The organism is Microbacterium flavum (genome assembly GCF_018717645.1).
Lineage (GTDB): Bacteria > Actinomycetota > Actinomycetes > Actinomycetales > Microbacteriaceae > Microbacterium > Microbacterium flavum.
Window position 1 is genome coordinate 205,926 of sequence record NZ_JAFLHG010000001.1, and the last position, 22,365, is coordinate 228,290.

The following is a 22,365-nucleotide window of genomic DNA, read 5'->3' on the forward strand; positions in this document are numbered from 1 at the left end:
CGTATGAGCGAGGACCCGCGCCTGGAGGCTGCGCGGTACCGCGCGGCCCGCGCCGCCCGCGCGGACACCGAACAGGGCGAGGATGCCGCCGAGGCATCCGGTGACCCCGCCGCCGACGCGCCCGAAGCGCAGGAGGCCACGGCGCCGACCGCGCACGATCGGGCTCTCTATGTGGAGACGGCCATCCAGCAGGCGATCCGTCGCGGCGACTTCGATGACCTTCCGGGTGCCGGCAAGCCGCTGGAAGGCCTGGGAGACCGTCACGACCCCGATTGGTGGATCCGCCGGAAGATCCAGACCGAGAAGCTCACCGGACTCGGCCCGCCCGCGCTCATGCTGCGCACGGAGGCGGCCGAGTTCGAGGACCGGCTCGACGCTCTGACGCGCGCCGCCGACGTCCGCGCCCACGTGGAGGACTTCAACCGCCGCGTCGTCGATGCGCGCCGACAGCTCCTCGGCGGGCCGCCGGTGGTCACGCCCACACGCGACCCCGAGGCGGACGTGGTCGCGTGGGAGGAGCGACGCGCCGCGCGAGCAGCCGCGGCGCGCCGACCGGAGGCATCACCGCCGCGGCGGCGGGGGCTCTTCCGCCGACGCTGACGGGGCGACCGACGGGCGCGCCACACCCCCGTCGGCACGCGCTCAGCGCGCGAGCGCCTGCTCGATGTCCGCGAGGAGGTCGGCGGCATCCTCGATCCCGACCGACAGGCGCACGATCTCGACCGGCACCGCCGCCTCCGTCCCGCGCACCGACGCGTGGGTCATGGCATCGGGGTAGTTCACGAGCGACTCGACGCCGCCGAGCGACTCGGCGAGGGTGAACAGCCGGGTCGATTCGGCGAAGCGACGCGCAGCCTCCCCCGATTCGAGCGCCACGGACACGATCCCGCCGAAGCCCGACATCTGCCGCGCGGCGAGCTCGCGCCCCGGATGGGACTCCAGGCCCGGATAGTAGACGCGCGCCACCCTTTCATTCCCCTCGAGGAATGCGGCGATCGCCGCTCCGTTCTCGCTGTGGCGCTGCATCCGCACGGCCAGCGTCTTGATGCCCCGCGTGGTGAGCCAGGCGTCGAGCGGACCCGAGACGGCGCCGACGGCGTATTGCAGGAAGGCGATGCGCTCCGCCAGCGCGTCGTCGTTCAGCACCAGCGCTCCCCCGACGACATCGGAGTGCCCGCCGAGGTACTTGGTGGTCGAGTGGACGACGACGTCGGCTCCCAGGGAGAGCGGCTGCTGCAGGGCGGGCGTCGCGAAGGTGTTGTCGACGACGACGAGCGCGCCGGCATCGTGCCCGATCCGCGCGAGGCCGGAGATGTCGGTGATGCGCAGCAGCGGGTTCGAGGGCGTCTCGACCCACAGCAGCCGCGGCGGGCGGGCGGCGACAGCCGCGCGGACGGCGTCCGGATCGCTCATGTCGACCACCCGCAGGCGCACGCCCCACGGGCCCAGCACGCGCGAGAGGAGGCGGTGGGTGCCCCCGTACACGTCGTCGCCGAGCAGGACCTCGTCTCCCGGCTCGAGCGCGGCGCGCAGCAGGGTGTCCTCCGCGGCGAGTCCCGAGGCGAACGAGAACGCGTGCGCTCCGCCTTCGATCGCCGCGAGCTGGAGCTGCAGCGCCGTACGCGTCGGGTTGCCGCTGCGACCGTACTCGTACCCTTGGCGCAGACCGCCGATGCCGTCCTGCGCATACGTCGTGGAGAAGTGCACGGGCGGGATGACGGCCCCGGTCGCGGCGTCGGGATCCTGCCCCGCGTGGACGGCGAGGCTCGCGAACCCGCGGGCGGAGTCGAGGGTCATGAGAGTGCTCCTTCGGTGAGGGTGTCCAGGGGGATGCCGCGGGCGTCGAGCCACGCGTCGTCGTACAGCTTCGTGAGGTAGCCGCGGCCGTGGTCGGGGAGGATGACGACCACGACGGCGTCCGCGGGAAGGTGCCGCGCGACGCGGAGGGCCGCGACGACGGCCAGGCCGGAGGATCCTCCGACGAGCAGTCCCTCCTCGCGGGCGAGACGGCGCGTCATGGCGAAGCTCTCGGCATCCGACACCCTCTCGTATCGGTCGACGACGGCGGGGTCGAACGTGTCCGGGTAGAAGTCCTCCCCGACGCCCTCGACGGCGTAGCCGTGGATCGGGCCGCCGGAGTAGATCGACCCCTCCGGATCGGCGCCCACCACCACGACCTCCTCGGCGGTCGCGTCCTTCAGGAACCGGCCGGTCCCGCTGATCGTGCCGCCCGTGCCGATGCCCGCGACGAGGTGGGTGACCCTGCCGTCGGTGTCGCGCCAGATCTCGGGACCGGTCGTCTCGTAGTGCGCGCGGGGGCCGTTCGGGTTCGCGAACTGGTTGGGCTTGAACGCGCCGGGGATCTCGCGCGCCAGCCGGTCGGACACGCTGTAGTAGGAGTCGGGATGCTCGGGCGGGACGTTCGTCGGCACCTCGACGACCTCGGCGCCGTACGCGCGGAGCACCGCGGTCTTCTCGCCGGTGAACTTGTCCGGCACGACGAAGACCATCCGGTAGCCCCGCTGCAACGCGACGAGGGCGAGTCCGACCCCCGTGTTGCCGCTCGTCGGCTCGACGATCGTGCCGCCGGGGCGCAGCAGGCCGTCCCGCTCGGCGGCGTCGACGATGTTCCGCGCGATGCGGTCCTTCGCCGATCCGCCGGGATTCAGATACTCGACCTTCGCGAGGACGGTCGCGGCGACCCCGTCCGTGACGTGACCGAGGCGGACGAGGGGGGTGCCGCCGACGAGATCGGCGATGTGTGAGGCGTAGCGCATGGGGTGTCCTGAGGATGGGCCGCGAACGACGGCCGAGCCGAAGGCTCAGGCGCAGGGCGTGCGGCGATTGTCGGGGTCGTCGGAGGAGCCGGGAACGGCTCAGCGACAACAGCGACAGGTCAGGGACACGCGTACACGGTAACCCGGAGGACGTCGCCGCAGGGCGGATGCCGCGAAGTGTTACGACGGGGACGTCACAATCGGGACACCGCCCCTACGCTGGCCGAGTGAGCACGAACGACGACTGGGACGGGTTCGGGTTCGACACCCGGCAGGTCCACGCCGGTGAGACGCCGGAGCGCGAACACGGAGCACGGGTCGCGCCGATCTACCTGACCGCGGCCTACCTCTTCGACGACTTCGCCGAGGCGGAGGCGCGATTCACGGGTGCGGCGGAGGGCCAGCTCTACTCACGGAATCTCAACCCCACCCACCAGGTGGCCGAGCGGCGGCTCGCGTCGCTCGAGGGCGGCACGGGCGCGATCGTCGTCGGATCGGGTCAGGCTGCGATCACCGGCCTGCTGCTGGGCCTCGCCGGCAGCGGCGAGCGCATCGTCTCCACCGCCAGCATCTACAGCGGAACACGGACCCTCTTCGACCGCACGTTCGCGCGGCTCGGTGTCGCCGTGGACTACGTGCGCGTTCCCGGCGATCGCGCGGAGTGGGACCGGCTCATCGCACCGGAGACGAAGGCGATCTTCGTCGAGACGATCCCGAACCCGAAGAACGACCTGGTCGACATCGTGGCGGTCGCCGAGGTCGCCCGCGCCCACGGCATCCCGCTCGTCGTCGACAACACGGTGGCGACGCCATACGTGATCCGGCCGCTCGAACTCGGCGCGGACGTCGTCGTGCACTCGTCGACGAAGTTCCTCACCGGTCACGGCGCCGCCCTCTCCGGCGCGATCGTCGACGGCGGCTCGTTCGACTGGGCAGGATCTGACCGCGCCTATCCGGGGATCACCGAGGCGCCCGCACCGGGTGCGGCGTCCTTCCTGGAGAAGTACGGCGAGCGGGCGCTCGAAGCCTTCCTCCGCTTCGGCATCGTCAACGACCTCGGTGCGGCGCTGTCGCCGGTGCATTCCTTCCTCCTCCAGCAGGGCATGGAGACGCTGTCTCTGCGGATGGATCGGCACCTCGCCAACGCGGAGGAGGTCGCGCGGTGGCTGACGCGGCATCCCGCCGTGGAGAGCGTCGACTACGCCGGACTCCCGGACAGCCCGTATCACCGGATCGCACAGGAGCGCTTCGGCGGACGCGCGGGCTCCGTGTTCGCGTTCACCGTCCGCGGCGGGCGCGGCGGCGCGGAGCGCTTCTTCGACGCGCTCCGCGTGATCAGCCGGATGACGAACATCGGCGACGTGCGGTCGATGGCGCTGCACCCCGCGACGACGACGCACGTCGCGTTCTCCGCCGAGGAGCGCGCGCGGCTCGGCATCACCGATGGCCTCATCCGCCTCTCGGTGGGGATCGAGACGGCCGGCGACCTCATCGCCGACCTCGACCAGGCCCTGCGCGCAGCCGTCGCGTGATGCCGTAGGCCCGGGCGTCAGGCCGTCGCCCGGCTCAGGACGCGAGGACGGATGCGGTCGCGATCGGCGCCAGGAATCCGCCGACGAAGCTGTCCCCCAGTCCGATCGTCGTCGGAGTGTCGGTGTCGATGACGACGGCAGCGACGCCCGCGGCATCGGCCCGTCGCGCGACGACCGCCTCCACCACCCGCGCGCCCCCGGCATGTCGGGGCAGGCGTGCGGTGACGCGCAGGTCCTCGGGCGCGAAGACGTCGCCGAGCCGGTACCGCGTGGCCGACACCCGGACGGCGCTCTCCAGCGACGCGCGATGCCGCCCGGCGCCCGGTCCGACGGCGATCGACCAGAACCGGGTGTGCACGACGAGGGCGTCGGCGGGGATGATCCGGTGGGCGTCGTCGAGGGCCGATGCCACGGCGTCGGGGTCGAGGAGGTCGACGGTCCTGCCGACGTACTCCTGCAGCTCGTCCTCGTTCATCCCGTACACATCGATCCGTGCGAGGAGCCGATCGCGGACGATCGCGGCCAGGTCGCGGTGGTAGAAGCCGGCATCCTCGTAATAGACGACCGCCTCCGCAGGCAGCGCACCGAGCGCCCGGTCGAGTTCATCCAGTCGGCGCCGGAGGAGCACCGCGTCCTGCATCGTGTTGAACCCGGAGACGAGGAACACCCGTGCCGCTGCGAGCGCGGCGGGCAGCTCCGCGGACAGCGCCATCGAGCGATTGGGCGCGTCGTTGGCGAAGATCAGCCGGTTCGCCGACGGCGCGATGACGTCGCCGTCGACCAGCTGAACCGTCGCACCGACCGGATACTGCACGATCAGGTGGGGATCGAGGGTGTCCTCGGTCGCCGAGCAGATCCAGCCGAGGGCGGGCGGCATGAGCCGCCGGACATTGTCGTCGATGCTCACCAGATGCTGGACGCTGGGGATGCCGAGGCGTGCCAGGGCCAGCCCCGCACGCACACCCGTGCCGCCCAACGTGATCGTCTTCTCGAACCGCGCGGCGAAGCGCTCCACGATCTCGGAGGCGGCGACGAACCTCTCGCCGCCCGCCCCCGAGGCCAGGAACGCCAGGATCGCGATGACGAGCGCACGCTCATCGCCGATCTCCGCGTGCGTCGTGAGCTCGTGACGGCGCACGCCCAGCTCGCGGGCCAGTGTCCCGAGCACCTCGGCATCCCAGCCGATCTCGTAGTCCACCGTGCCGCCGAGTCCCAGAACCACTGCACCGGTCATCGCGTGGGCGCCTTCCGTCGTCTCGGCGTCAGTAGAGGTCGGCTTTGCCCGCTGCGCCGAACAGATCGATCTTCTCAGCCGCGGTGACCTTGAGCGCCTTGATCGGCTCGGGCTGGATCGCGTTCGGCTCACGCAGCCGCTCATCGGTGCCGAGGACTTCGCGCATGCGGTTGTGGTAGCTGACCTTGATGTCGCTGGAGATGTTGATCTTGTTGATGCCGAGCGAGACGGCGCGGGCGAGCTCTGCGTCGGGATTGCTCGATCCGCCGTGCAGGACGAGGGGGATGCCGACGGCCGCCTTGATCTGCTCCAGGAGGTCGTGGCGCAGCTCGGGGTTCTTGTCGGCGGGGTACAGCCCGTGCGAGGTGCCGATGGCGATCGCGAGGCTGTCCACACCGGTCTCCGCGACGAAGCGCACCGCGTCGTCGACGTTCGTGTAGATGATCTCCGCCGCCCCCGATTCGCCGTAGCTGTCATTCGCTCCGATGGTGCCGAGCTCACCCTCGACCTGGATGCCGACGGCATGCGCGGCATCCACGACCTTCTTCGTGAGCGCGACGTTCTCGTCGAAGGGCAGGAGGGACGCGTCGATCATGACGGACGTGAATCCGGCCTGGATCGCCGTGATCATCTGTTCGTAGGTGCCGCCGTGGTCCCAGTGGATCGCGACGGGCACGGGCGAGTGGTGGGCGCGGGAGCGCATTGCCGCGATGAGATCGGTCGTGACGTGCGAGACCTCGTCGGGATGGATCGCGATGATGACCGGAGCGTTCTTCTCCTCGCTGACGTCCATGACGCCCAGGAACATGGCCCAGTCGCTGATGTTGAAGGCCGGGATGGCGAAGTTGTTCTGATTGGCGATGTCGAGGATGGACTTGCCGGTGTACAGCACCACGATGGATTCTCCTGTTTCGGTGGGTGGGTCGGGCGGATCAGCTCTTCACCGAGCCGGCCGTCAGGCCGCTGATGAAGAACCGCTGGAAGAAGAGGAAGAGGATCAGCACGGGGATCGACCCGAGGACGCTCATCGCCATGATCTGGTTCCACTCGTAGGAGTGCTGGCCCATGAGCAGCTGGATGCCGATGGGCACCGTCCGCATGTCGATCGACTTGGTCAGCGTCAGGGCGAACAGATACTCGTTCCACGCGATCATGAAGGTGTAGATGCCCACCGAGACGAGGCCCGGCACCGAGATCGGCACGAGCACGCGCCACAGCGCGGTCATCGACCCGGCGCCGTCGACGCGCACCGCTTCGTCGAGCTCCTTGGGGAGCGTGTTGAAGTAGCCGGTCATCATGATGATCGCGTAGGGCAGGGTGAACACCATGTAGGTGAGGATGAGGCCGCCGTAGGTGTTGTACAGCCCGAGCCCGACCATGAGGCCGAAGTACGGGATCAGCAGGGTGATCGGCGGCACGGCCTGGACGCTCACGATGACGACGTTGAGGATGCGCTTGCCACGGAACTCGAATCGGCTGAGCGCGTACGCGGCCTGGACGGCGATCAGCAGGGTCAGGGCGGTCACGGCGAACGCGACGATGTAGCTGTTCAGGAAGAACCGCATCGTCTCCGGGTTGGTGAAGATCGCGATGTACGCGTCGAAGGAGAATCCGTCCGTGATCAGCTGGGGCGGGTTCTGGAAGATCTCGGTGTTCGACTTGAACGAGTTCGACAGCATCCACACGACGGGACCGGCGGCGAAGACCGCCCCGAGGAGGAGACCGACGACGAGACCGATGCGGGCCGTGCGCCCGCGCGTCTTGAGGGACATGGCCATGTCAGTCCCTCGCCTTCTGGTGGCGGACGTAGAACACGGCGAGCACCATCGACATCAGAAGCACCAGGACCGCGGAGGTCGCCGCCTGTGAGAAGTCGTACTTGGCGAACGCGAGCTTGTAGGTGAAGGTGCTGAGCACCTCGGTGACGTTGATCGGGCCCCCACCTGTCGTCATCCAGATGAGCGCGAACTGCTGCGAGGTCCAGATGAGGTCCAGCAGCACCAGGCTGATGATGATGGGACGCAGCTGCGGAACGGTGACGTTCCAGAAGCGCTGCACCGGGGAGGCTCCGTCGACGGTGGCTGCTTCGTAGAGATCACTCGGGATCCCTTGGAGGCCGGCGAGCAGGCTCACCATGAAGAAGGGGTACCCCGCCCAGATGTTGATGAACGTGATGGTGCCCAGAGCCAGCTGCGGGGAGGCCAGCCACTCGATGTCGGTGTTCAGCAGGAAGTTGATGACGCCGTTCGGCGCGAGGAGCATGCGCCACAGCACGGCGATGACGGCGACGGTGAAAAGCCAGGGCAGCACGTACAGGCCTCGGAAGATCGCGCGGGGCACGGTGCCGATGAGTGTGTTGTTGAGCATCAGCGCGAAGCCGAGTCCGAGGACTAGGTGGGCGGCGACGCTGACGACGGTGAAGATCACCGTGTTGCTGGTCGCATTCCAGAAGTTCGGGTTGGTCAGGACCGACACGTAGTTGTCGAGGCCGACGAACTCGTGGTTCTTGCCGATGATCGCCTTGTCCTGCAGCGAGTACCCGATCACCATGACGATCGGGATGATCATCAGCACGAGCAGCAGGATGATCGTCGGGCTGAGGAAGGCGTACGACTCGGCCGTCCGCCGCAGCTGACGCCGACGCGCGCTGTGGGGGACGCCGGTGACGATCACCTCGGTGTCCAGCGCCGCTGGGCTTTTCAGGGTCATGACCCATTCGCTCCTTAATGGTCGGGTGCCGCGCCGCGTCGCGCGACGCGGCACCCGGTTCTGGAATCAGGCCGGTCGGGTCAGAACGCCGCGAGCCAGGATGTCTGCGCCTTCTTCAGCGCGTCGTCCATCGACTGCTGCCCACCGAGGTCCGACTGCAACTGCTCACCGAGCTGGCGCATGAGGTCTTCGGCCGTGGGCAGACCGGTGAACTCGTTCGCCGGGACGCCGGCCTTGTAGATGTCGAAGGCGGTCTTGAAGAGGGGGTCGCTGTCGGAGAAGTCGGGTGTGGACTCCGTGTTGCCGGGGAAGGCCTTGGCCATCGTCGACAGTTCCGAGTTGACGTCCTTGCTCATCAGGTACTGCACGAGCTTGAACGCCGCATCCTTGTGCTCGGAGTTCTCGGCGACGCCGATGCCCCACGACGCGTACGGGATGCCCCGCTCACCGGTGTAGCCGTCCTCGGCGGGGATCGCCGAGATGGAGAACTTGAGGTCGGGGTTCGACTCGCGGATCAGGTTGATGTGCGCGAGCGAGTCGATCATCATGCCGACGCGTCCGTTGGTGAACTCCTCGACCTTGTCCTGCTCCTTCATCGTGAACGATCCGGGTGCGATCACGCCGTCGTTCCACAGCCCCTGGATGTAATCCGCGGCCGAGGTCACGTCGTCATTGGTGAGGTCGGGCTTGCCGTCGTCGAGCATCGTGCCGCCCGAGGCCCACACCCAGGACATGACGTCGTTCTGGACGCCGTTGGGTGCCTCGAGGGAGAGCGGAAGCACCCAGCCGGAGACGTCGCCGCCGAGAGCCTTGATCTTCTTGGCCGCATCGGCGAACTCGGTGCGGGTCGAGGGAGGCGCGCTCACACCGGCCTTCGCGAGGAGATCGTCGTTCGTGAACATCGGGTAGACGAAGTTGACCACCGGGATCATGTAGGTGCTGCCATCCACCGCGATCTGGCTGGCCAGCTGACTGTCGTCGTACCCGGCATCCTTCATGAGGTCGGTGAGGTTGGCGATGACGCCCTGCGAGGCGAAGTCGCTGACCCACGCACCGTCGAGTCCGACGACGTCGGGCATGGTTCCCGAGGCGGCTCCGGCGAACAGCTGCTCCTCGGTGGAGGCGTACGGACCGCTGACGAGCTTGACGGTGATCCCCGGGTTCTCCTTCTCGAAGGAGTCGATGAGCCCCTGGAACTGACCATCCGGCAGCTCCGGCTCCCACCACTGCGCGAATTCGATCGTGACGTCGCCGCCGGCGTCGCCGGACGCGGCACCGCCGCCTCCGCCCGAGCATCCCGTCACCAGCAGCAGCGCTGCAGCCGCCGCTGCAGCTCCGGTGATCGTGAGGGCCTTGCTGTGCCTCAGACCCGCTCTGGTCATGGTCTCTCCTCTTTGAGTTCCTGGCCGCGTGCACCGGTGTGCTGATTCGTGCGGCTTTCAGCATAAGTATGCGCTTCTTTGCCGCATAGTCAAGAGTTTCGGGAAGATATTTGCCGCTACCTGCGGCTATCTGCGGTTTTACGGACGCTTTGCGAGCGTCTCTGTGCTAGATATGAGGCATGAGCACATCGACGACGCAACGGGGACGACGCCTTCCCGCGGGGCGCAAAGCCGCCCTCGCCGCCTACGTCGCGGAAAACGGCCAGGTCACGGTGGCCGACCTCGCCGAGCACTTCTCCGTGTCCATCGACACCGTCCGGCGAGACCTCGACCAGCTGCATCGGGAGGGCGCCCTCGTCCGCACCCACGGCGGAGCGGTCAGCACGATCGAGGGAGGCCTGCGCGACCGCGGCCTCGACGTCCGCCTGCGCGTGCAGGTCGAGGAGAAGGAGAAGATCGCTCGTCTGGCCGCAGAGATGGTCGACGACGGAGCGGTGATCATGCTGAATGCCGGGACGACCGCCCTCGCCGTAGCGCGCGCCCTCCGCGGCCACCGCGACCTGACGATCGCGACCAACAACCTCCGCATCCCTGCAGAGATCGCGCCGACCGCCTTCCGCGATCTCTACCTCTTCGGGGGCGCCGTGCGCACGATCACGCAGGCCACGACCGGCCCCGTCGCCTTCACGATGTCGGCGGGCGGACCGGAGGTCGACATCCGCAGCGACCTGGCGTTCGTCGCCGTCGGAGCCATCGATGCGTCCGGGTACTCCACCAGCAACCTCGGCGACGCGACCATGATGGCCGAGATGATGGAGCGGGCCGAGCGGACGGTGATCCTCGCCGATTCGAGCAAGCTCGGCCGTCGCCTCTTCGCCCAGGTGACGCCGCTCGAGGGCGCCGACTACCTGATCACCGATGCGCCGCCTCCCGGTGATCTCGCCGCCGCCCTGGCTGCGGCGAACGTGACCGTCCTCACTCCGTGATCTCGACGAGCCGCGTGCCGACATCGCACCGACTCGACTTACAATCACTCCCGTGGGAACCATCTACTACGGCGGATCGGCGACCCCGATCCAGATCGAGGACCGGGCGCTGGCGCACCTCAAGGTCGTCATCGCGACCAAGCTCCGCCGGGGCGAGAGCTTCACCGTGTCCTGGCGGCACCTCCCGGACGAGCCTCGCGGGCGCAGCACGATCTGGCTGCACCCGTCGATCCCGCTGCGGTTCGTCTTCGACGACCCCGAGCCCTCCGAGCTCAGCCGCACGTGGATCGAGGAGCTCGCGCAGTCGGCGAACTCGTCGGGCGGGATCAGCCTGGTCGCCGAGCACATCGAGGCGGAAGGCATCCCCGACGATGCCCCGCAGACCGTCGAGGTGGCGGACTGACGTCAGGACCTAGCCGGTCATGACCTCTCCGGCGTTCGCGCCTTCGGGCTCCGGAACGATGTGCAGGCCGGCGGTGGAGTTCGCGGCGTGCGTCAGAGCCTCGAGCCAGGCGCGGTTGAGCGCCGGCTGGCGGCTGCCGCTGTACTTGTAGACGAGCGATGCGTGGGGATGCAGCCACACGGTGGTGCGCCCGTCACCCAGACTCGCATCATTGCGCCACGTGAACGGGAAGGGCTCTCCCCGTCGCAGCTTCTGCGTGATGACGACCTGGAGGTGCGCCAGCACGCGGTCATCGAAATCGACCTTGACGCTGCCGTCGTAATTGAACCTGCCCACGCACCTACCGTAACGCGTCGGCGCGTCGCGTGATCTCGTCGCATGCCAGGTCAGCACCGCCGACGGGCGAGGCGAGGGCCATCGGCGCGTCGACGACGGCCATGACCCCGGATCCGCCGAGCAGAAGCGAGCACAGAGTGGGGTTGCCGTCATGGATGCTCGGGAACTCGACGATGTCCGTTCCGCCGTGCTCGCGGAGCGTGCGCGCATAGAAGAGCACGGCATCCGCGATCGCGTCGGTCGTCAGGATGCGGTGACCCTCGATCAGGATGTCTTTCATTGCTGCGCCTCGTCACGTTCGTTCGGTCCGTGCCTCCTACAGAACCGGAGGAGCCGTCCGAAACGCAGGGGGTTGACAGACCGCACGGCGGCTGTCAAGCCCTTCTCCGCGGGGGCGCAGCGAGCGAGAATCGACATATGACACTCGCGATCATCCTCCTCGTCGTCGCCATCGTCCTCATCCTCCTGGGCGTCTTCGTCGAAGCGGCGAAGTTCCTCCTCTGGATCGGCCTCGTGATCCTCATCATCGCGATCATCGCCTGGCTGATGCGCGTGGTGAAGCGCAACGCCTGACCGGACACCGCTCCGCGCTGGCAGACTGAGCGCATGACTCTCGCCCTCGCGTTGGACCTCGGCGGCACCAAGGTCGAGGCGGCTCTCGTCGATGACGCCGGCACGATCGTCGCCGGGTCCCGCCATCGCGCGCCCACGGGCGCGGCCGCCGCATCCGACGTCTCCCTCCTGCGGTCCGCGATCGACACCGTCGTCGACGGATGCCGCTCCCACGACCGGTGGGCGGAGGTCACGGCCGCCGGGATCGGCGCCGCGGGCCCGATCGACATGACCGCCGGGACGATCTCGCCCATCAACCTCCCCGCGGCACGGGGATTCGCGATCGTCGAGGCCGTCCGCGCAGCAAGCGGGCTCTCCTCGGTCGCGCTGCGCCTGGACGGCACGTGCATCGCCCTGGCGGAAGCCTGGCTCGGCGCCGCCCGCGGCGTCCGCAATGCGATCGTCTTCGTCGTCTCGACCGGTGTCGGAGGGGGCATCGTGTCCGACGGGCGGATCGTCGCCGGGAGCTCGGGCAACGCGGGGCACCTGGGACAGCTCGTCGTGGCCGACATCACGGACGGCGCCGCGGCATCCACCGTCGAACAGCGCGCATCCGGACCGCACATCGTGGCGTGGGCGCGGGCGCAGGGGTGGTCGGGGACGACCGGCGAGGAGCTGGCGGCAGCGTATCGGTCCGGTGAGGACGTCGCCGTGGCGGCGGTCGAACGCTCCGCGCAGGCCATCGGAGTGGGACTCGCGAACGCGGCGACCCTCCTCGATCTCGACCTCGCCGTCGTCGGCGGCGGGTTCTCCTTCGTGGCCGACGACTACCCCGAGCGCATCGCGGCGGCGGTCCGCGCGGCATCCGTCAACGCCTACGCGGCTCGCCTGCGGGTCGTGCGCGCCGGGCTGGGCGGCGACGCCCCCCTCATCGGCGCGGCCGCGCTCGTGCACCGCACCGACCTCGTCTGAGGTGCGGGTCGCCTCAGGCGCGCGCCTCGTCTGACGCTCGCAGGCCCCGCCTGACGCTCGCAGGTCCGTGCGGGCTGCCCCCTCTCATCGGGACGCACCAATCCGATCCGGCGCGGGGGACGAACCACTCCCAGACGCGGCGACCGCTGCGTCCGGAAAGAGAGGTCCCTCATGCGTTCGTCACCGAACCGGCTCGTCGGCACGATCTTCGGAGCCGTCTACGTCCTCGTCGGTCTGCTCGGATTCGCCGTGACGTCGGGCGTCGGGTTCATCGCGACCGAGGGCGGCCTGCTCCTCGGCATCTTCGCCGTGAACCCCTTGCACAACGTCGCGCACCTGCTGATCGGCGCCGCACTGCTGATCGCCGGCATCTCCGGCGTCCGCCCGGCGAAGGCCGTCAACACCACCGTCGGCGCCGCGTACCTGCTGCTCGGCATCGCCGGCTTCTTCCTCGTCGGAACGGCCGCCAACATCCTCGCGCTCAACGTCCCTGACCACTTCCTGCACCTCGCTTCGGCCGTGGTGCTGCTCGCGGTCGGCCTCGGCGCCGAGCGCGAGACGCGGGCGGTCACGGCGTGAGCGCCGCCGCGGAGGCCGTCACGGCGACGACCGCTCCTGCCTCACGCAGCGCAGCGATCCGGCGCACCGGGCTGGCCCCCGCGGCGTGGGGAGCGGCGCTGATCCTCGCGGGCATGGGGGCCGCGGTCATCGTCTCTTCCCAGAGCGGCGTTCCGGCGCGCGCCGTGGGCGGCCTCGCGGTCGCGCTCGGCGTCGCCGGAATCGTCTGGGCAGGGTGGTGCCTCTCCCGCGGAACCGTCCTCGCCCCGCGCACCGCCCTGGGCGGAATCATGGTGTCCCTCGGCTGTGTCGCCGCCCTCCTCGCCACCACCGGCGGACGGGCGAGCATCATCGCGGCGGCCGTCGTCGTCGCGCTCCTTCTCGCCTCCGCCATCCTCACCGCCGGCGAGATGCGTCACCGGGCGGCGCCCACAGGAGTGCGAATGGCGCCCCTGCTCATCGCCGCGACCCTCGTCACGCTCCTCGCGACTCCGGCGCTCGGCGCGGTGCAGGACGCCGCCACGGTCCGCAGCGACGGCACGATCCCCGTGATCGACCCGCACCAGGGGCACTGACCGGAGCGGCCCGACGACGGCCTACCTGCCGTGCGTCGGATCGCGCAACCCCCTGCGCGGTGCGCGCGCGTCGTGATTCGATCGGGGAAGGACACCGACCCCGAGGAGCATCTGTGACCGACGTCACCGTCTCGGTCGTGATCCCGGTGAAGGACGACGACCGGATGCTCCGCCGCTGCCTCGCGGCCCTCGCGGTGCAGACGCGGCCCGCCGACGAGGTCCTCGTCGTGGACAACGGGTCGACGGACCGCTCAGTGGCCGTGGCGCGCGCGGCCGGCGCCCGTGTCACCAGATGCGACCGCCCCGGCATCCCCGCCGCCGCCGCCCACGGATACGACCGCGCCACCGGCGACCTCATCCTGCGCATCGATGCCGACTGCGTCCCCGACCCCTCCTGGATCGCCGCCGTCCTCACTACCTTCGACCGGCATCCCGCGGCCGGAGCGGTCACCGGGGGCGCTCGGTTCATCGACGGACCACGCAGTCTGCGGGCGCCGCTCGCGCACCTGTACCTCGGCGCGTACACGATCGTGGGGGCGGTGACGCTGGGCCACCTCCCCCTCTTCGGATCGAACCTGGCGCTGCGCCGTCACGTGTGGCGCCGCGTCAGACACGGCGTCCATCGGGGGGACGACACCGTCCACGACGACTTCGACCTCTCCTTCCACATCGGCGAGCGGCACCGGATCCGGCACCTGCCCGCCTCGACGATGGGGATCTCGATGCGACCGTTCCGCGATGCGCGGTCGTTCGGGCGCCGCATCGGGCGGGGTGCGCGCACGGTGCTGCGGCATTGGCCCGATGACTTCCCTCCCCTGCGGTGGAACCGTCTCGTGATCCGCCGCGCGTTCGCCCGGCACGCGCGGCGGAGCGCGGATCGGGGACGCGCGCGGAGGCATCCATGACGCCCCTCATCGGCCCGATCGAGGCGCCCGGCCTGCACGTGATGACGCTGAACGTCCGCCGCCCGCTGCCGGTGACGTGGCGCGCCGCCGATCGGTGGACGCGACGGCGGCCGCTCCTCGCGGAGCTGCTGAGCCGCGAGAGGCCGACGCTGCTGGCAGCCCAGGAGGTCGTCCCGGCGCAGGCATCCGTCATCTCCGCCGCGCTCGGGCCGACCTACCGGCGGATCGGCGCGGGCAGAACGCGAGACCGGTCCGGTCGGCTCCGCGGCGAGGCGACGCCGCTGTTCTTCGACGCCGATCGACTGAGCCTCGAACGATGGTCGCAGCGCGCCCTCTCGGACCGCCCCGACGATCCGGGGTCACTCGGCTGGGGGAATCCCCTCCCCCGCACCCTGGTGGAGGCGGTGTTCCGCGACCGGAAGACCGGTGCCCGGTTCCTCGCCATCGGAACCCATCTGGACGTCTTCTCCGCCCGCGCCCGGCTGCGTTCCGCGGCGGCGATCCGTGATCTCATCGCCGCGCGGGGCGCGGGGATCCCGGCGGTGGTCCTCGGCGATCTCAACGCCGACCCCGGCTCGCCGCCGGTGCGATCCCTTCTGGCGGACGGGGTGCTCCGGGATGCGTGGCCCGCCGCCGCGCGGCACCGCACGCCGGAGTGGGGGACGTATGCCGCATACCGTCCGCCGCGGACCGCGAAGCCGCGGATCGACGCCGTCTTCGTGGGGCCCGGCGTGACCGTCGACGAGATCGCGATCGGCGGCGACCGGGTCGCGGGCGGATGGCCGTCGGACCACCTCCCCGTCCAGGCGATCCTGCGCCTGGACGATGCGCCGCGTGGGGAGGAGGGATGAAGCACAACTTCCTCCGCCGCCCGCGGGGCGCCGCCGATCTCGTCGCTGACGGGGTCCGCGTCGCCGGCATCCTCAGCGTCCTGTTCGCTGCGGTGTGGCTCCAGCCGACGGATGCCGGGATCCTGGCCTTCGCCCTGCCCGCGCTCATGGTGCCGCGCTTCCTGGGGCTGCGGGCCGGGGTCGACATCGTCACGGGAATCGTGATCCTCCTCGCCGCCTGGAGCAATGTCGTGGATCTGTACGCCCTGTGGCCCGCGTGGGACATCCCGATGCATATGCTCGGGACGGCCGTGCTGACCGTGGCGGGCTATGTCGCCCTCGCGCGGCTCGACGCCGTCCCCGACCCGCGTCGCGCCGACCGCGGGTGGCGGACGGCGATCGGCACGATCCTCGTCGCCACAGCGATCGGCCTCGCACTGAGCACGCTGTGGGAGATGGTCGAATGGGCCGGCTGGCGCTTCATCTCCGACGCGATCCACGTCGACTACGAGGACACGATCGGCGACCTCGCCGCGGGCGGTCTCGGAGCGGCGGCGGCGGGCGTCCTCCTCGGGCGCGTCCCCCTCGTCAGATCCGATGCGCGGTGAGTGCGCGCCCGCCCGGGCGTCGGATCCGGATCACACCGATCGGCGCGCGACGATGGGGCAGGAGATGAGCGTCGGGCTCGCCTCGTCCGCCGGGTCCAGGCCGAGGAGGATCCGCACCCCCGCGACACCGAGCTCGTAATGGGGCAGCGCGACGGAGGTGAGGGGCGGCCGCAGGTGCGCCGCGATGACCTCCTGGTTGTCGAACCCGATCACCGCCACGTCTTCGGGAATCCGCAGCTCCCGCTCGCGCAGCCCGTCGTAGAGACCCATCGCGACACGATCGTTGTGGCAGAACACCGCCGTGGCGCCGGAGTCGACGATCCGCTGCGCGACGGCGTACCCGCCCTCCTGCTCGGGTGAGGCCTCGACGACGAGGGACTCGCCCGTGTCGATGCCGGCCGCGGCCAGCGCCGCACGGTATCCCGCCAGGCGACCGACCTTCGCGGGCGACGGAGTGGTCGTGTTGACGAACGCGATCCTGCGGTGACCCGCCGCGATGAGCTCGTCGGTCGCCGTGCGACCGCCCTGCTCCTCGTCGGGGACGACGGAGCGCAGACCGCTGCCGGGGGCGAAGCAGTTCACCAGGACGGTGTCGGCCTGGTGGAGCTGTTCGGGGACGTCGATCTCCCGGTGGTACCAGCTGGAGTAGAGGATGCCGTGGACCTGATGCTCCAGCATCATCGCGATCGCCTCGTCCTCGGCGGCTGCGTTGCCGTCGCTGTTGGCCACGAGCAGGACGTACCCGTGCCGCCACGCCTCGTCCTGTGCTCCGTGGATGATCTGGCCGGCGAACGGCGTGGTGGCGATCTGGTCGGCGACGAGGCCGATGAAGCGCGAGGTGCCCTGCGAGAGAGTCTTCGCCAGCGCGTTCGGACGGTACCCGAGCGCGATGACCGCATCCTGCACCCGCCGCCGCGCATCGTCGCCGATCCGCGCGCCCGCCTTGTCGTTGATCACGTGCGAGACGGTGGCGATCGACACCCCCGCCGCCTTCGCGACGTCGCGCATCGTGACGTTCGGCGAATGCGCGCCGTGCGAAGAGCGGCTCATCCCTTTGTCGCCCCGCTCTCCAGGCCCTGGATCATCGCCTTGTTGAGAACGAGGAAGACGAGCAGGAGCGGGGTCACCGTGACGCAGACGGCGGCGAAGGTCGCGGTCCAGTCCGTGTTGCCCATGGCCCCAATGTAGTTCTGCAGACCGAGGGGAATGGTCTTCAACCCGTCGGAGAGTACGAATGTGTTCGCGAAGATGAAGTCGTTCCAGATGAAGATGCTGTTGACCAGGACCACGGTGATGATCGTGTTGACCGACAGCGGCAAGGTGATCTGCGCGAAGATCCGGTAGGGGCCCGCCCCGTCCAGGGAGGCGGCCTCGTAGTTCTCCCGCGGGATGTACTCGTAGAACGACGAGAACAGGTACACCGACATCGGCAGCGCGAACGCCGCGAGCGGGATGATCATCGACAGGTGCGTGTCGAGGAGGCCGACCTGCGAGTAGTCGATGAACAGCGGCACCAGGGCGATCTGCACCGGGACGATGATCCCCAGCAGGAACAGCGCACGCACGAACCCGCTGAAGCGGAAGCCCAGCACCTGCAGGGCATACGCCGCCATCATCCCCGCGACGACGATGAGGAGACTCGCGCCGAGCGTGACGATGAGGCTGTTCACGATGTTCAGCCCCAGGTTGCCGGTGGCGAACGCGCGGCCGTAATTCTCGAGGGTGAACTCCGTCGGGAAGGCGAACGGGTTGCCCCCGGCGAAGTCGGACGCCGTGCGGAAGCTGGTGATGAGCAGCCACGCGAGCGGGTAGACCTGCACGATGACGATCAGGATGATCGTCACGGTGAGGAGCGTGCGCTGCACCCTGATCCGCGGAGGGATGCTCCGTCGCTGCGGCGACGCGGGGGCGGGCGGGAGAGTCGCCGGGGACTCCCGGGTGAGGGTCGCGGAGGTCATGAGTCGTCCCTTCGGCGCAGCAGCAGGAGGATGATCCCGACCGCCACGAGGCATTCGATCACGATGAACACGGAGATCGCGCTGGCGTAGCCGTAGTCGGTGTGCACGAAGGCCGTCTTGTACATGTAGGTGGTGAGCAGCTCGGATGCCTGCCCGGGGCCGCCTCCGGTGAGGAGGTACGGGATGTCGAACCCACGCAGCGCGAAGGTCGTCGCCATGATCGTGGTGGTGATCCAGACCGGTCGGATGTAGGGGAACCGGATCTTCCAGAACACCTGCCACCACGACGCGCCGTCGAGGCGCGCGGCCTCTTCGAGCTCGCGCGGCACGGCGATCAGAGCCGCGTAGATGATGAGCATGTACAGGCCCGTGAAGCGCCATCCCTCGGGGATGGAGACGGCGACGAGGACGGTCTGCACGTTCGACAGCCACGCGGTTTGGAGGTGCTCCAGGCCGACCCAGGCGAGCGCCTGATTGATGAGCCCCACCGGGTCGAGAGAGTAGATGCGCTGGAACAGCAGCGCGATCGCGACGGTGGAGATGACGGCCGGCAGCAGATACAGCGTCTTGACGAGTTCACGCGCGCGCGGGAGGGCGGTGAGCAGGCCCGCCACCAGCAGCGCACCGCCCAGCTGGAGGACCAGGCAGATCGCGAGGTAGCCGAGGGCGTTCCCGAACGCGGTCCAGAAGACGTCGTCGCGGGTGAGCATCTTGACGTAGTTGTCGATGCCCGCGAAGGTCATCTCCGTGATGCCGTCCCACCGGAAGAAGCTGAGGACGAGCGACTGCAGGATCGGCAGCAGCACCGCGACGCCGTAGAGCACGAGCGGCGGCACCAGGAACACCAGCACGGACAGCGTCGACCGCCGCGGGAGCATCGCTCCGTTCGGGCGGCGGGGCCGCCGGGGCGGGCGCTGCGCGCCCACCCCGGCCTGAGCGATCTCAGCCACCGACGTTCTCCGTGAGGGTCTTGTCCATCGTGTCGATGAACTCATCCGGGGTGATCTCGCCCTGCACGAGCAGGGTGAGCTCCTGCTGCAGCCGGGTGTTGGTCGCCGGGTCGAGCTGGGTGTCCCACGGCATCGCGATCTTCGGGCCGACGTCCCCGGCCTGCTCGATCGCGCGGCTGTACAGCGGGGTCGCGTTGTCGGGGATCGTCGTCTCGACACCGGTCGTGGGCGACAGGGCGCCCGTGGCGGCGTAGATCTCCGGGTAGCGCTTCAGCGCGAAGCTCAGGAAGTCGCGCACGAGGGGATCGTACGTCTTCGCGTTGACCGCCATGCCGATCCCGGATGGGGTCACGTACTCGTTGTCGTTCGTGACAGCGCCGTCGATGGTCGGCAGCGTGAAGTAGTCGACGTCGCTCCGGACGCCGGCGTCCAAGGCATCCGTGGCGAGGTTGCCGAGCTCCCAGGTGCCGATGTTGTAGACGGCGGCCTTGCCCGAGGTGAACAGGGCCTGAGCGTCCGCGTACCCCGTCGAGGAGAAGCCCTCCGCGAAGCATCCCGCCTGCCCGAGGTCGTACAGCCACTCGGCGGCGGCGCGGCCGGCCGGGTCGGCGAAGGATGCCTTGCCGGTCTTGAGCTCCTGCACGTACTCGGGGCCCGCGAGACGGAACGGGTAGTACGACATGTACCGCTCCAGCGGCCACTGGTCGGCGCCGTCGAGGGCGATCGGGGTGATGCCCGCCGCGCGCAGCCCCTTGCACATCGCCGGGAAGTCATCGAGCGTGGCGGGGATCGCCACCCCCGCCTTCTGCAGGAGCGCCTTGTTGTACCAGAAGAACTCGAGCTGGAACTCGAACGGCACCATGTAGAGCGACCCGTCGTCGAACCGCTGATAGTTCAGGGCCGCCTCGCGGTACTCGTCGGAGAGCCCGATGTCATCGAGGAGCTTCTCGACGTCGACCATCTGTCCCTTCGTCGCGAGCTTCTGCGCGAAGGGCGTCGCGTCGGTGTCGAACAGCTCGGGCAGCTTGTTCGCAGCGGCGAGCGTCTCGTACTTCTGGATGTACGAGGGCCGGTCGGGCGTCGTGATGAGGTTGAGCGAGAAGCCCGGGTGATCCTTTGCGTACTCGTCGGCGATCTGCTCCATCGCCGTGATGACGCCGCCGTCCGCGGGGCGCGAGAGCAGCCACGAGATCTCCCGCGGCTTTATCTCACCCTGGGGGTCGATCTCGCCGCTGGGCGCGGCGGAACCGCATCCGGAAAGGACGAGGGCGGCGGCGGCCGCGAGGCCCACGAGGGTGAGCCTCAGCGCGGATTTCTGTGCGGGTCGTTTCATGGTCGAATCTCCTTTGATGTCGGGTCGTTGCGTGAGGGATGGTGGGGTTCAGGTGTGCGCCGTCGCGAGTGCGACGGCGATCGGGGCGATGTCGCTGTGCACCCGCGGGCGCACGGTGAACTCGGTGATCAGGAGCTCACCGTCGTCGACGAACGCGCCCACGCGGCCGGACGAACGGTCGTAGAGCCGTGTGCTGAGCACGACGGCGTCGTCGAGGGTCGCGACGCAGATGTCGCCGTCGACGATCACCTCGAGGACGTGCTCCCCGCCCTCGAGGCGGGCCGGTCGCTCCAGCTCGATCGCGAACGGGACGTCGCCGGAGATCTGCCACTGCTCGCCGCCGGTCGATCGGCGCGGCCAGCGGTCGAACACGAGACGCCCGCGCCCGGGCTCGAGGCGCAGGATGTAACCCTCGTCTCCGTCCTCGCTCGCGCGCAGCAGCACCCCGTACTCCCGCGTCCCCGCCACCGCCTCGAACCGGGCGGTGAGCCGGAACGCGTCGGGAACGTCGTGGGCCGAGATCAGCTGGGCGTGGGCGTCAGGGGCCGCGATCGAGGTGCGCGGCGCGAAGGCATCCGTCGGGTCGCCGAAGGTGTCGAGCAGTTCACGCGGCGGGTGGAAGGCCAGCGTCCCGTCGGCGTTCTGCTCCGCCTCGAGCACGGAGAGTGTGCCGGCCCACTGCCAGGCTCCGTCATCGGAGTCGTCCTCCCGACTGGCGATCCAGCCGAAGAACAGGCGCCTTCCGCCCAGCGCCGCCGATTTCGCGGCGTAATAGGCCCGACCATCGAGGGTGTCGTGGTCCGGGGCGATCCACGGCCCCGCGAGAGTGCGGGCCATCCGGTAGCGCGTCACGAAGGCGTCGCTGAACTCGGACGACACGAGGTACCACCAGTCGCCCCACTGGAACACTTCGGGGCACTCGTGAGCGACTCCCCGTCGCGGATCCCAGAACGGCGCGGCCGCGCGCCATGTCGTGAGGTCCGTCGAGGTGCACTGGGCGATCACGCCGCGGCGGCGAGCCGGACCGTCGGTGTGGCGTGCGGTGATCAGCATGCGCCAGAGGCCCGCCTCTTCGTCGCGGAAGACGAACGGGTCACGCCAATCGGCGCTCTCGTAGCCCGCGGTGGCGCCGAAGGTCAGCTCGGGGTGACGCGTCCACGTCTCCATCCCGTCGTCACTGGTCGCGTGCATCACGAGCTGCAGCGCGAGCCCGTCCGCGCCCGTGCGAGACGGGTTCTGACCCGTGTAGAACGCGTGATGCCGACCGGACTCGTCCCGCACGATGCTGCCGGTGTAGATGTTGAAGTCGGGGGCATCCACGCCGCCCGAGGCGATCGCCACACCCCGCTCATCGACGTCGACCAGGTTCTCGGTCGTGACCCGGAGCCACGGCATCCCGTCTTTGGGGGTGCGACGTGTCTCGTGCAGGTAGAAGAGGTGCAGAACGCCGTCCTCTTCGTAGGGGATGAGATCCCCCACCCATGCGTCCTGCGGCTGATAGAACCCTCGTCGGTTCATTCCGTTCCTATCTGGTTAAGCGGTTATCCAGATGATAATCAGAACATGTCGCCGTGGTCAACCGTTTAATCACACCCATTTCGCTCAGCGCCCCGCAGATCGTCACGTGACGACTTTCGGGACACGAAGGGGGTGACAACTCTATGACAACGATGTCAAGATGCTCGCATGCACGCTCTGGGGAACTCTGCACACCACCGCGCTCGATCGCGACGTCCTCGTCGTCTTCGGCTGACACTGACCGCTG

Annotated in this window: 25 protein-coding genes; 11 read left to right on the forward strand and 14 right to left on the reverse strand. The window is 69.3% G+C overall.

All coding sequences use genetic code 11. The features are described from left to right. Positions 1-3: 3 nt before the first annotated feature. A complete protein-coding gene (locus J0P97_RS01045; protein WP_215485914.1) occupies positions 4-600 on the forward strand; it encodes a DnaJ family domain-containing protein in 597 nt (198 codons plus the stop codon). Positions 601-642: 42 nt separating this feature from the next. On the opposite strand, the gene J0P97_RS01050 is transcribed toward J0P97_RS01045, so the two are convergent. Both J0P97_RS01050 and J0P97_RS01055 read right to left on the reverse strand, forming a co-directional pair. Next, entirely contained in the window at positions 643-1,797 is a 1,155-nt protein-coding gene (locus J0P97_RS01050; protein ID WP_215485915.1) for a cystathionine gamma-synthase, read from the reverse strand. After that, complete coding sequence (locus J0P97_RS01055; RefSeq protein WP_215485916.1) at positions 1,794-2,777, reverse strand: PLP-dependent cysteine synthase family protein; 984 nt, start codon at positions 2,775-2,777, stop codon at positions 1,794-1,796. The genes J0P97_RS01050 and J0P97_RS01055 overlap by 4 nt, the downstream gene beginning before the upstream one ends. 227 nt (positions 2,778-3,004) lie before the next feature. Here J0P97_RS01055 and J0P97_RS01060 point away from each other — a divergent pair, with 227 nt between their 5' ends. Further along, complete coding sequence (locus J0P97_RS01060; protein WP_308163324.1) at positions 3,005-4,309, forward strand: O-acetylhomoserine aminocarboxypropyltransferase/cysteine synthase family protein; 1,305 nt, start codon at positions 3,005-3,007, stop codon at positions 4,307-4,309. 34 nt (positions 4,310-4,343) lie between these two features. On the opposite strand, the gene J0P97_RS01065 is transcribed toward J0P97_RS01060, so the two are convergent. The 5 genes from J0P97_RS01065 to J0P97_RS01085 all read right to left on the reverse strand — a co-directional run bounded on the left by J0P97_RS01065 (position 4,344) and on the right by J0P97_RS01085 (position 9,634). Next, the gene (locus J0P97_RS01065) at positions 4,344-5,543 is read right to left on the reverse strand and encodes an ADP-dependent glucokinase/phosphofructokinase (protein ID WP_215485918.1); all 1,200 of its coding nucleotides are present in this window, start codon (positions 5,541-5,543) and stop codon (positions 4,344-4,346) included. A 28-nt stretch (positions 5,544-5,571) separates the two neighbouring features. Beyond that, positions 5,572-6,438 (reverse strand): ketose-bisphosphate aldolase, encoded by an 867-nt coding sequence (locus J0P97_RS01070; RefSeq protein ID WP_215485919.1) that lies wholly within the window; start codon positions 6,436-6,438, stop codon positions 5,572-5,574. 37 nt (positions 6,439-6,475) lie between these two features. Further along, the gene (locus J0P97_RS01075; protein WP_215485920.1) at positions 6,476-7,321 is read right to left on the reverse strand and encodes a carbohydrate ABC transporter permease; all 846 of its coding nucleotides are present in this window, start codon (positions 7,319-7,321) and stop codon (positions 6,476-6,478) included. A gap of 1 nt (position 7,322) precedes the next feature. Then, a complete protein-coding gene (locus tag J0P97_RS01080; RefSeq protein WP_215485921.1) occupies positions 7,323-8,252 on the reverse strand; it encodes a carbohydrate ABC transporter permease in 930 nt (309 codons plus the stop codon). 80 nt (positions 8,253-8,332) lie between these two features. Beyond that, complete coding sequence (locus J0P97_RS01085) at positions 8,333-9,634, reverse strand: ABC transporter substrate-binding protein (protein WP_215485922.1); 1,302 nt, start codon at positions 9,632-9,634, stop codon at positions 8,333-8,335. A gap of 179 nt (positions 9,635-9,813) precedes the next feature. Between J0P97_RS01085 and J0P97_RS01090 the strand changes: the two genes are divergently transcribed. Both J0P97_RS01090 and J0P97_RS01095 read left to right on the forward strand, forming a co-directional pair. Beyond that, positions 9,814-10,620, forward strand: coding sequence for a DeoR/GlpR family DNA-binding transcription regulator (locus J0P97_RS01090; protein ID WP_215485923.1), 807 nt, complete (start codon positions 9,814-9,816; stop codon positions 10,618-10,620). A 52-nt stretch (positions 10,621-10,672) separates the two neighbouring features. After that, positions 10,673-11,023: a DUF7882 family protein gene (locus J0P97_RS01095; protein WP_215485924.1), complete on the forward strand. Its 351-nt coding sequence runs from the start codon at positions 10,673-10,675 to the stop codon at positions 11,021-11,023. A 9-nt stretch (positions 11,024-11,032) separates the two neighbouring features. Here J0P97_RS01095 and J0P97_RS01100 read toward each other — a convergent pair whose 3' ends face one another. Beyond that, entirely contained in the window at positions 11,033-11,359 is a 327-nt protein-coding gene (locus J0P97_RS01100; protein WP_215485925.1) for a DUF7882 family protein, read from the reverse strand. A gap of 4 nt (positions 11,360-11,363) precedes the next feature. Next, positions 11,364-11,639 carry a hypothetical protein gene (locus tag J0P97_RS01105; RefSeq protein ID WP_215485926.1) on the reverse strand — a complete coding sequence of 92 codons (276 nt, stop codon included), beginning with the start codon at positions 11,637-11,639 and terminating at the stop codon, positions 11,364-11,366. Positions 11,640-11,776: 137 nt separating this feature from the next. Here J0P97_RS01105 and J0P97_RS01110 point away from each other — a divergent pair, with 137 nt between their 5' ends. The 7 genes from J0P97_RS01110 (at position 11,777) to J0P97_RS01140 (ending at position 16,359) form a co-directional block, all read left to right on the forward strand. Continuing rightward, entirely contained in the window at positions 11,777-11,932 is a 156-nt protein-coding gene (locus J0P97_RS01110; RefSeq protein WP_170214286.1) for a hypothetical protein, read from the forward strand. Between the two features lie 33 nt (positions 11,933-11,965). Beyond that, positions 11,966-12,883: an ROK family protein gene (locus J0P97_RS01115; protein ID WP_215485927.1), complete on the forward strand. Its 918-nt coding sequence runs from the start codon at positions 11,966-11,968 to the stop codon at positions 12,881-12,883. A gap of 171 nt (positions 12,884-13,054) precedes the next feature. Then, positions 13,055-13,462: a DUF4383 domain-containing protein gene (locus tag J0P97_RS01120; RefSeq protein WP_215485928.1), complete on the forward strand. Its 408-nt coding sequence runs from the start codon at positions 13,055-13,057 to the stop codon at positions 13,460-13,462. Next, positions 13,459-14,016 carry a hypothetical protein gene (locus tag J0P97_RS01125; protein WP_282837210.1) on the forward strand — a complete coding sequence of 186 codons (558 nt, stop codon included), beginning with the start codon at positions 13,459-13,461 and terminating at the stop codon, positions 14,014-14,016. Before J0P97_RS01120 ends, J0P97_RS01125 begins: the two co-directional genes overlap by 4 nt. Before the next feature lie 113 nt (positions 14,017-14,129). Next, positions 14,130-14,921 (forward strand): glycosyltransferase family 2 protein, encoded by a 792-nt coding sequence (locus J0P97_RS01130; RefSeq protein ID WP_308163325.1) that lies wholly within the window; start codon positions 14,130-14,132, stop codon positions 14,919-14,921. Continuing rightward, positions 14,918-15,772 carry an endonuclease/exonuclease/phosphatase family protein gene (locus tag J0P97_RS01135; RefSeq protein ID WP_215485929.1) on the forward strand — a complete coding sequence of 285 codons (855 nt, stop codon included), beginning with the start codon at positions 14,918-14,920 and terminating at the stop codon, positions 15,770-15,772. Before J0P97_RS01130 ends, J0P97_RS01135 begins: the two co-directional genes overlap by 4 nt. Beyond that, positions 15,769-16,359, forward strand: a complete 591-nt coding sequence (locus J0P97_RS01140; protein WP_215485930.1) for a DUF2238 domain-containing protein — start codon at positions 15,769-15,771, stop codon at positions 16,357-16,359. The genes J0P97_RS01135 and J0P97_RS01140 overlap by 4 nt, the downstream gene beginning before the upstream one ends. 30 nt (positions 16,360-16,389) lie before the next feature. Here J0P97_RS01140 and J0P97_RS01145 read toward each other — a convergent pair whose 3' ends face one another. From J0P97_RS01145 to J0P97_RS01165, 5 genes are all read right to left on the reverse strand, one after another. Beyond that, positions 16,390-17,409 (reverse strand): LacI family DNA-binding transcriptional regulator, encoded by a 1,020-nt coding sequence (locus J0P97_RS01145; RefSeq protein WP_215485931.1) that lies wholly within the window; start codon positions 17,407-17,409, stop codon positions 16,390-16,392. Next, positions 17,406-18,317: a carbohydrate ABC transporter permease gene (locus J0P97_RS01150; RefSeq protein ID WP_215485932.1), complete on the reverse strand. Its 912-nt coding sequence runs from the start codon at positions 18,315-18,317 to the stop codon at positions 17,406-17,408. The genes J0P97_RS01145 and J0P97_RS01150 overlap by 4 nt, the downstream gene beginning before the upstream one ends. Beyond that, positions 18,314-19,195 carry a carbohydrate ABC transporter permease gene (locus J0P97_RS01155; protein WP_215486103.1) on the reverse strand — a complete coding sequence of 294 codons (882 nt, stop codon included), beginning with the start codon at positions 19,193-19,195 and terminating at the stop codon, positions 18,314-18,316. The genes J0P97_RS01150 and J0P97_RS01155 overlap by 4 nt, the downstream gene beginning before the upstream one ends. A gap of 64 nt (positions 19,196-19,259) precedes the next feature. Then, the gene (locus tag J0P97_RS01160) at positions 19,260-20,600 is read right to left on the reverse strand and encodes an ABC transporter substrate-binding protein (RefSeq protein ID WP_215485933.1); all 1,341 of its coding nucleotides are present in this window, start codon (positions 20,598-20,600) and stop codon (positions 19,260-19,262) included. 48 nt (positions 20,601-20,648) lie between these two features. Then, entirely contained in the window at positions 20,649-22,118 is a 1,470-nt protein-coding gene (locus J0P97_RS01165) for a glycoside hydrolase family protein (RefSeq protein ID WP_215485934.1), read from the reverse strand. Between the last annotated feature and the right edge of the window lie 247 nt (positions 22,119-22,365).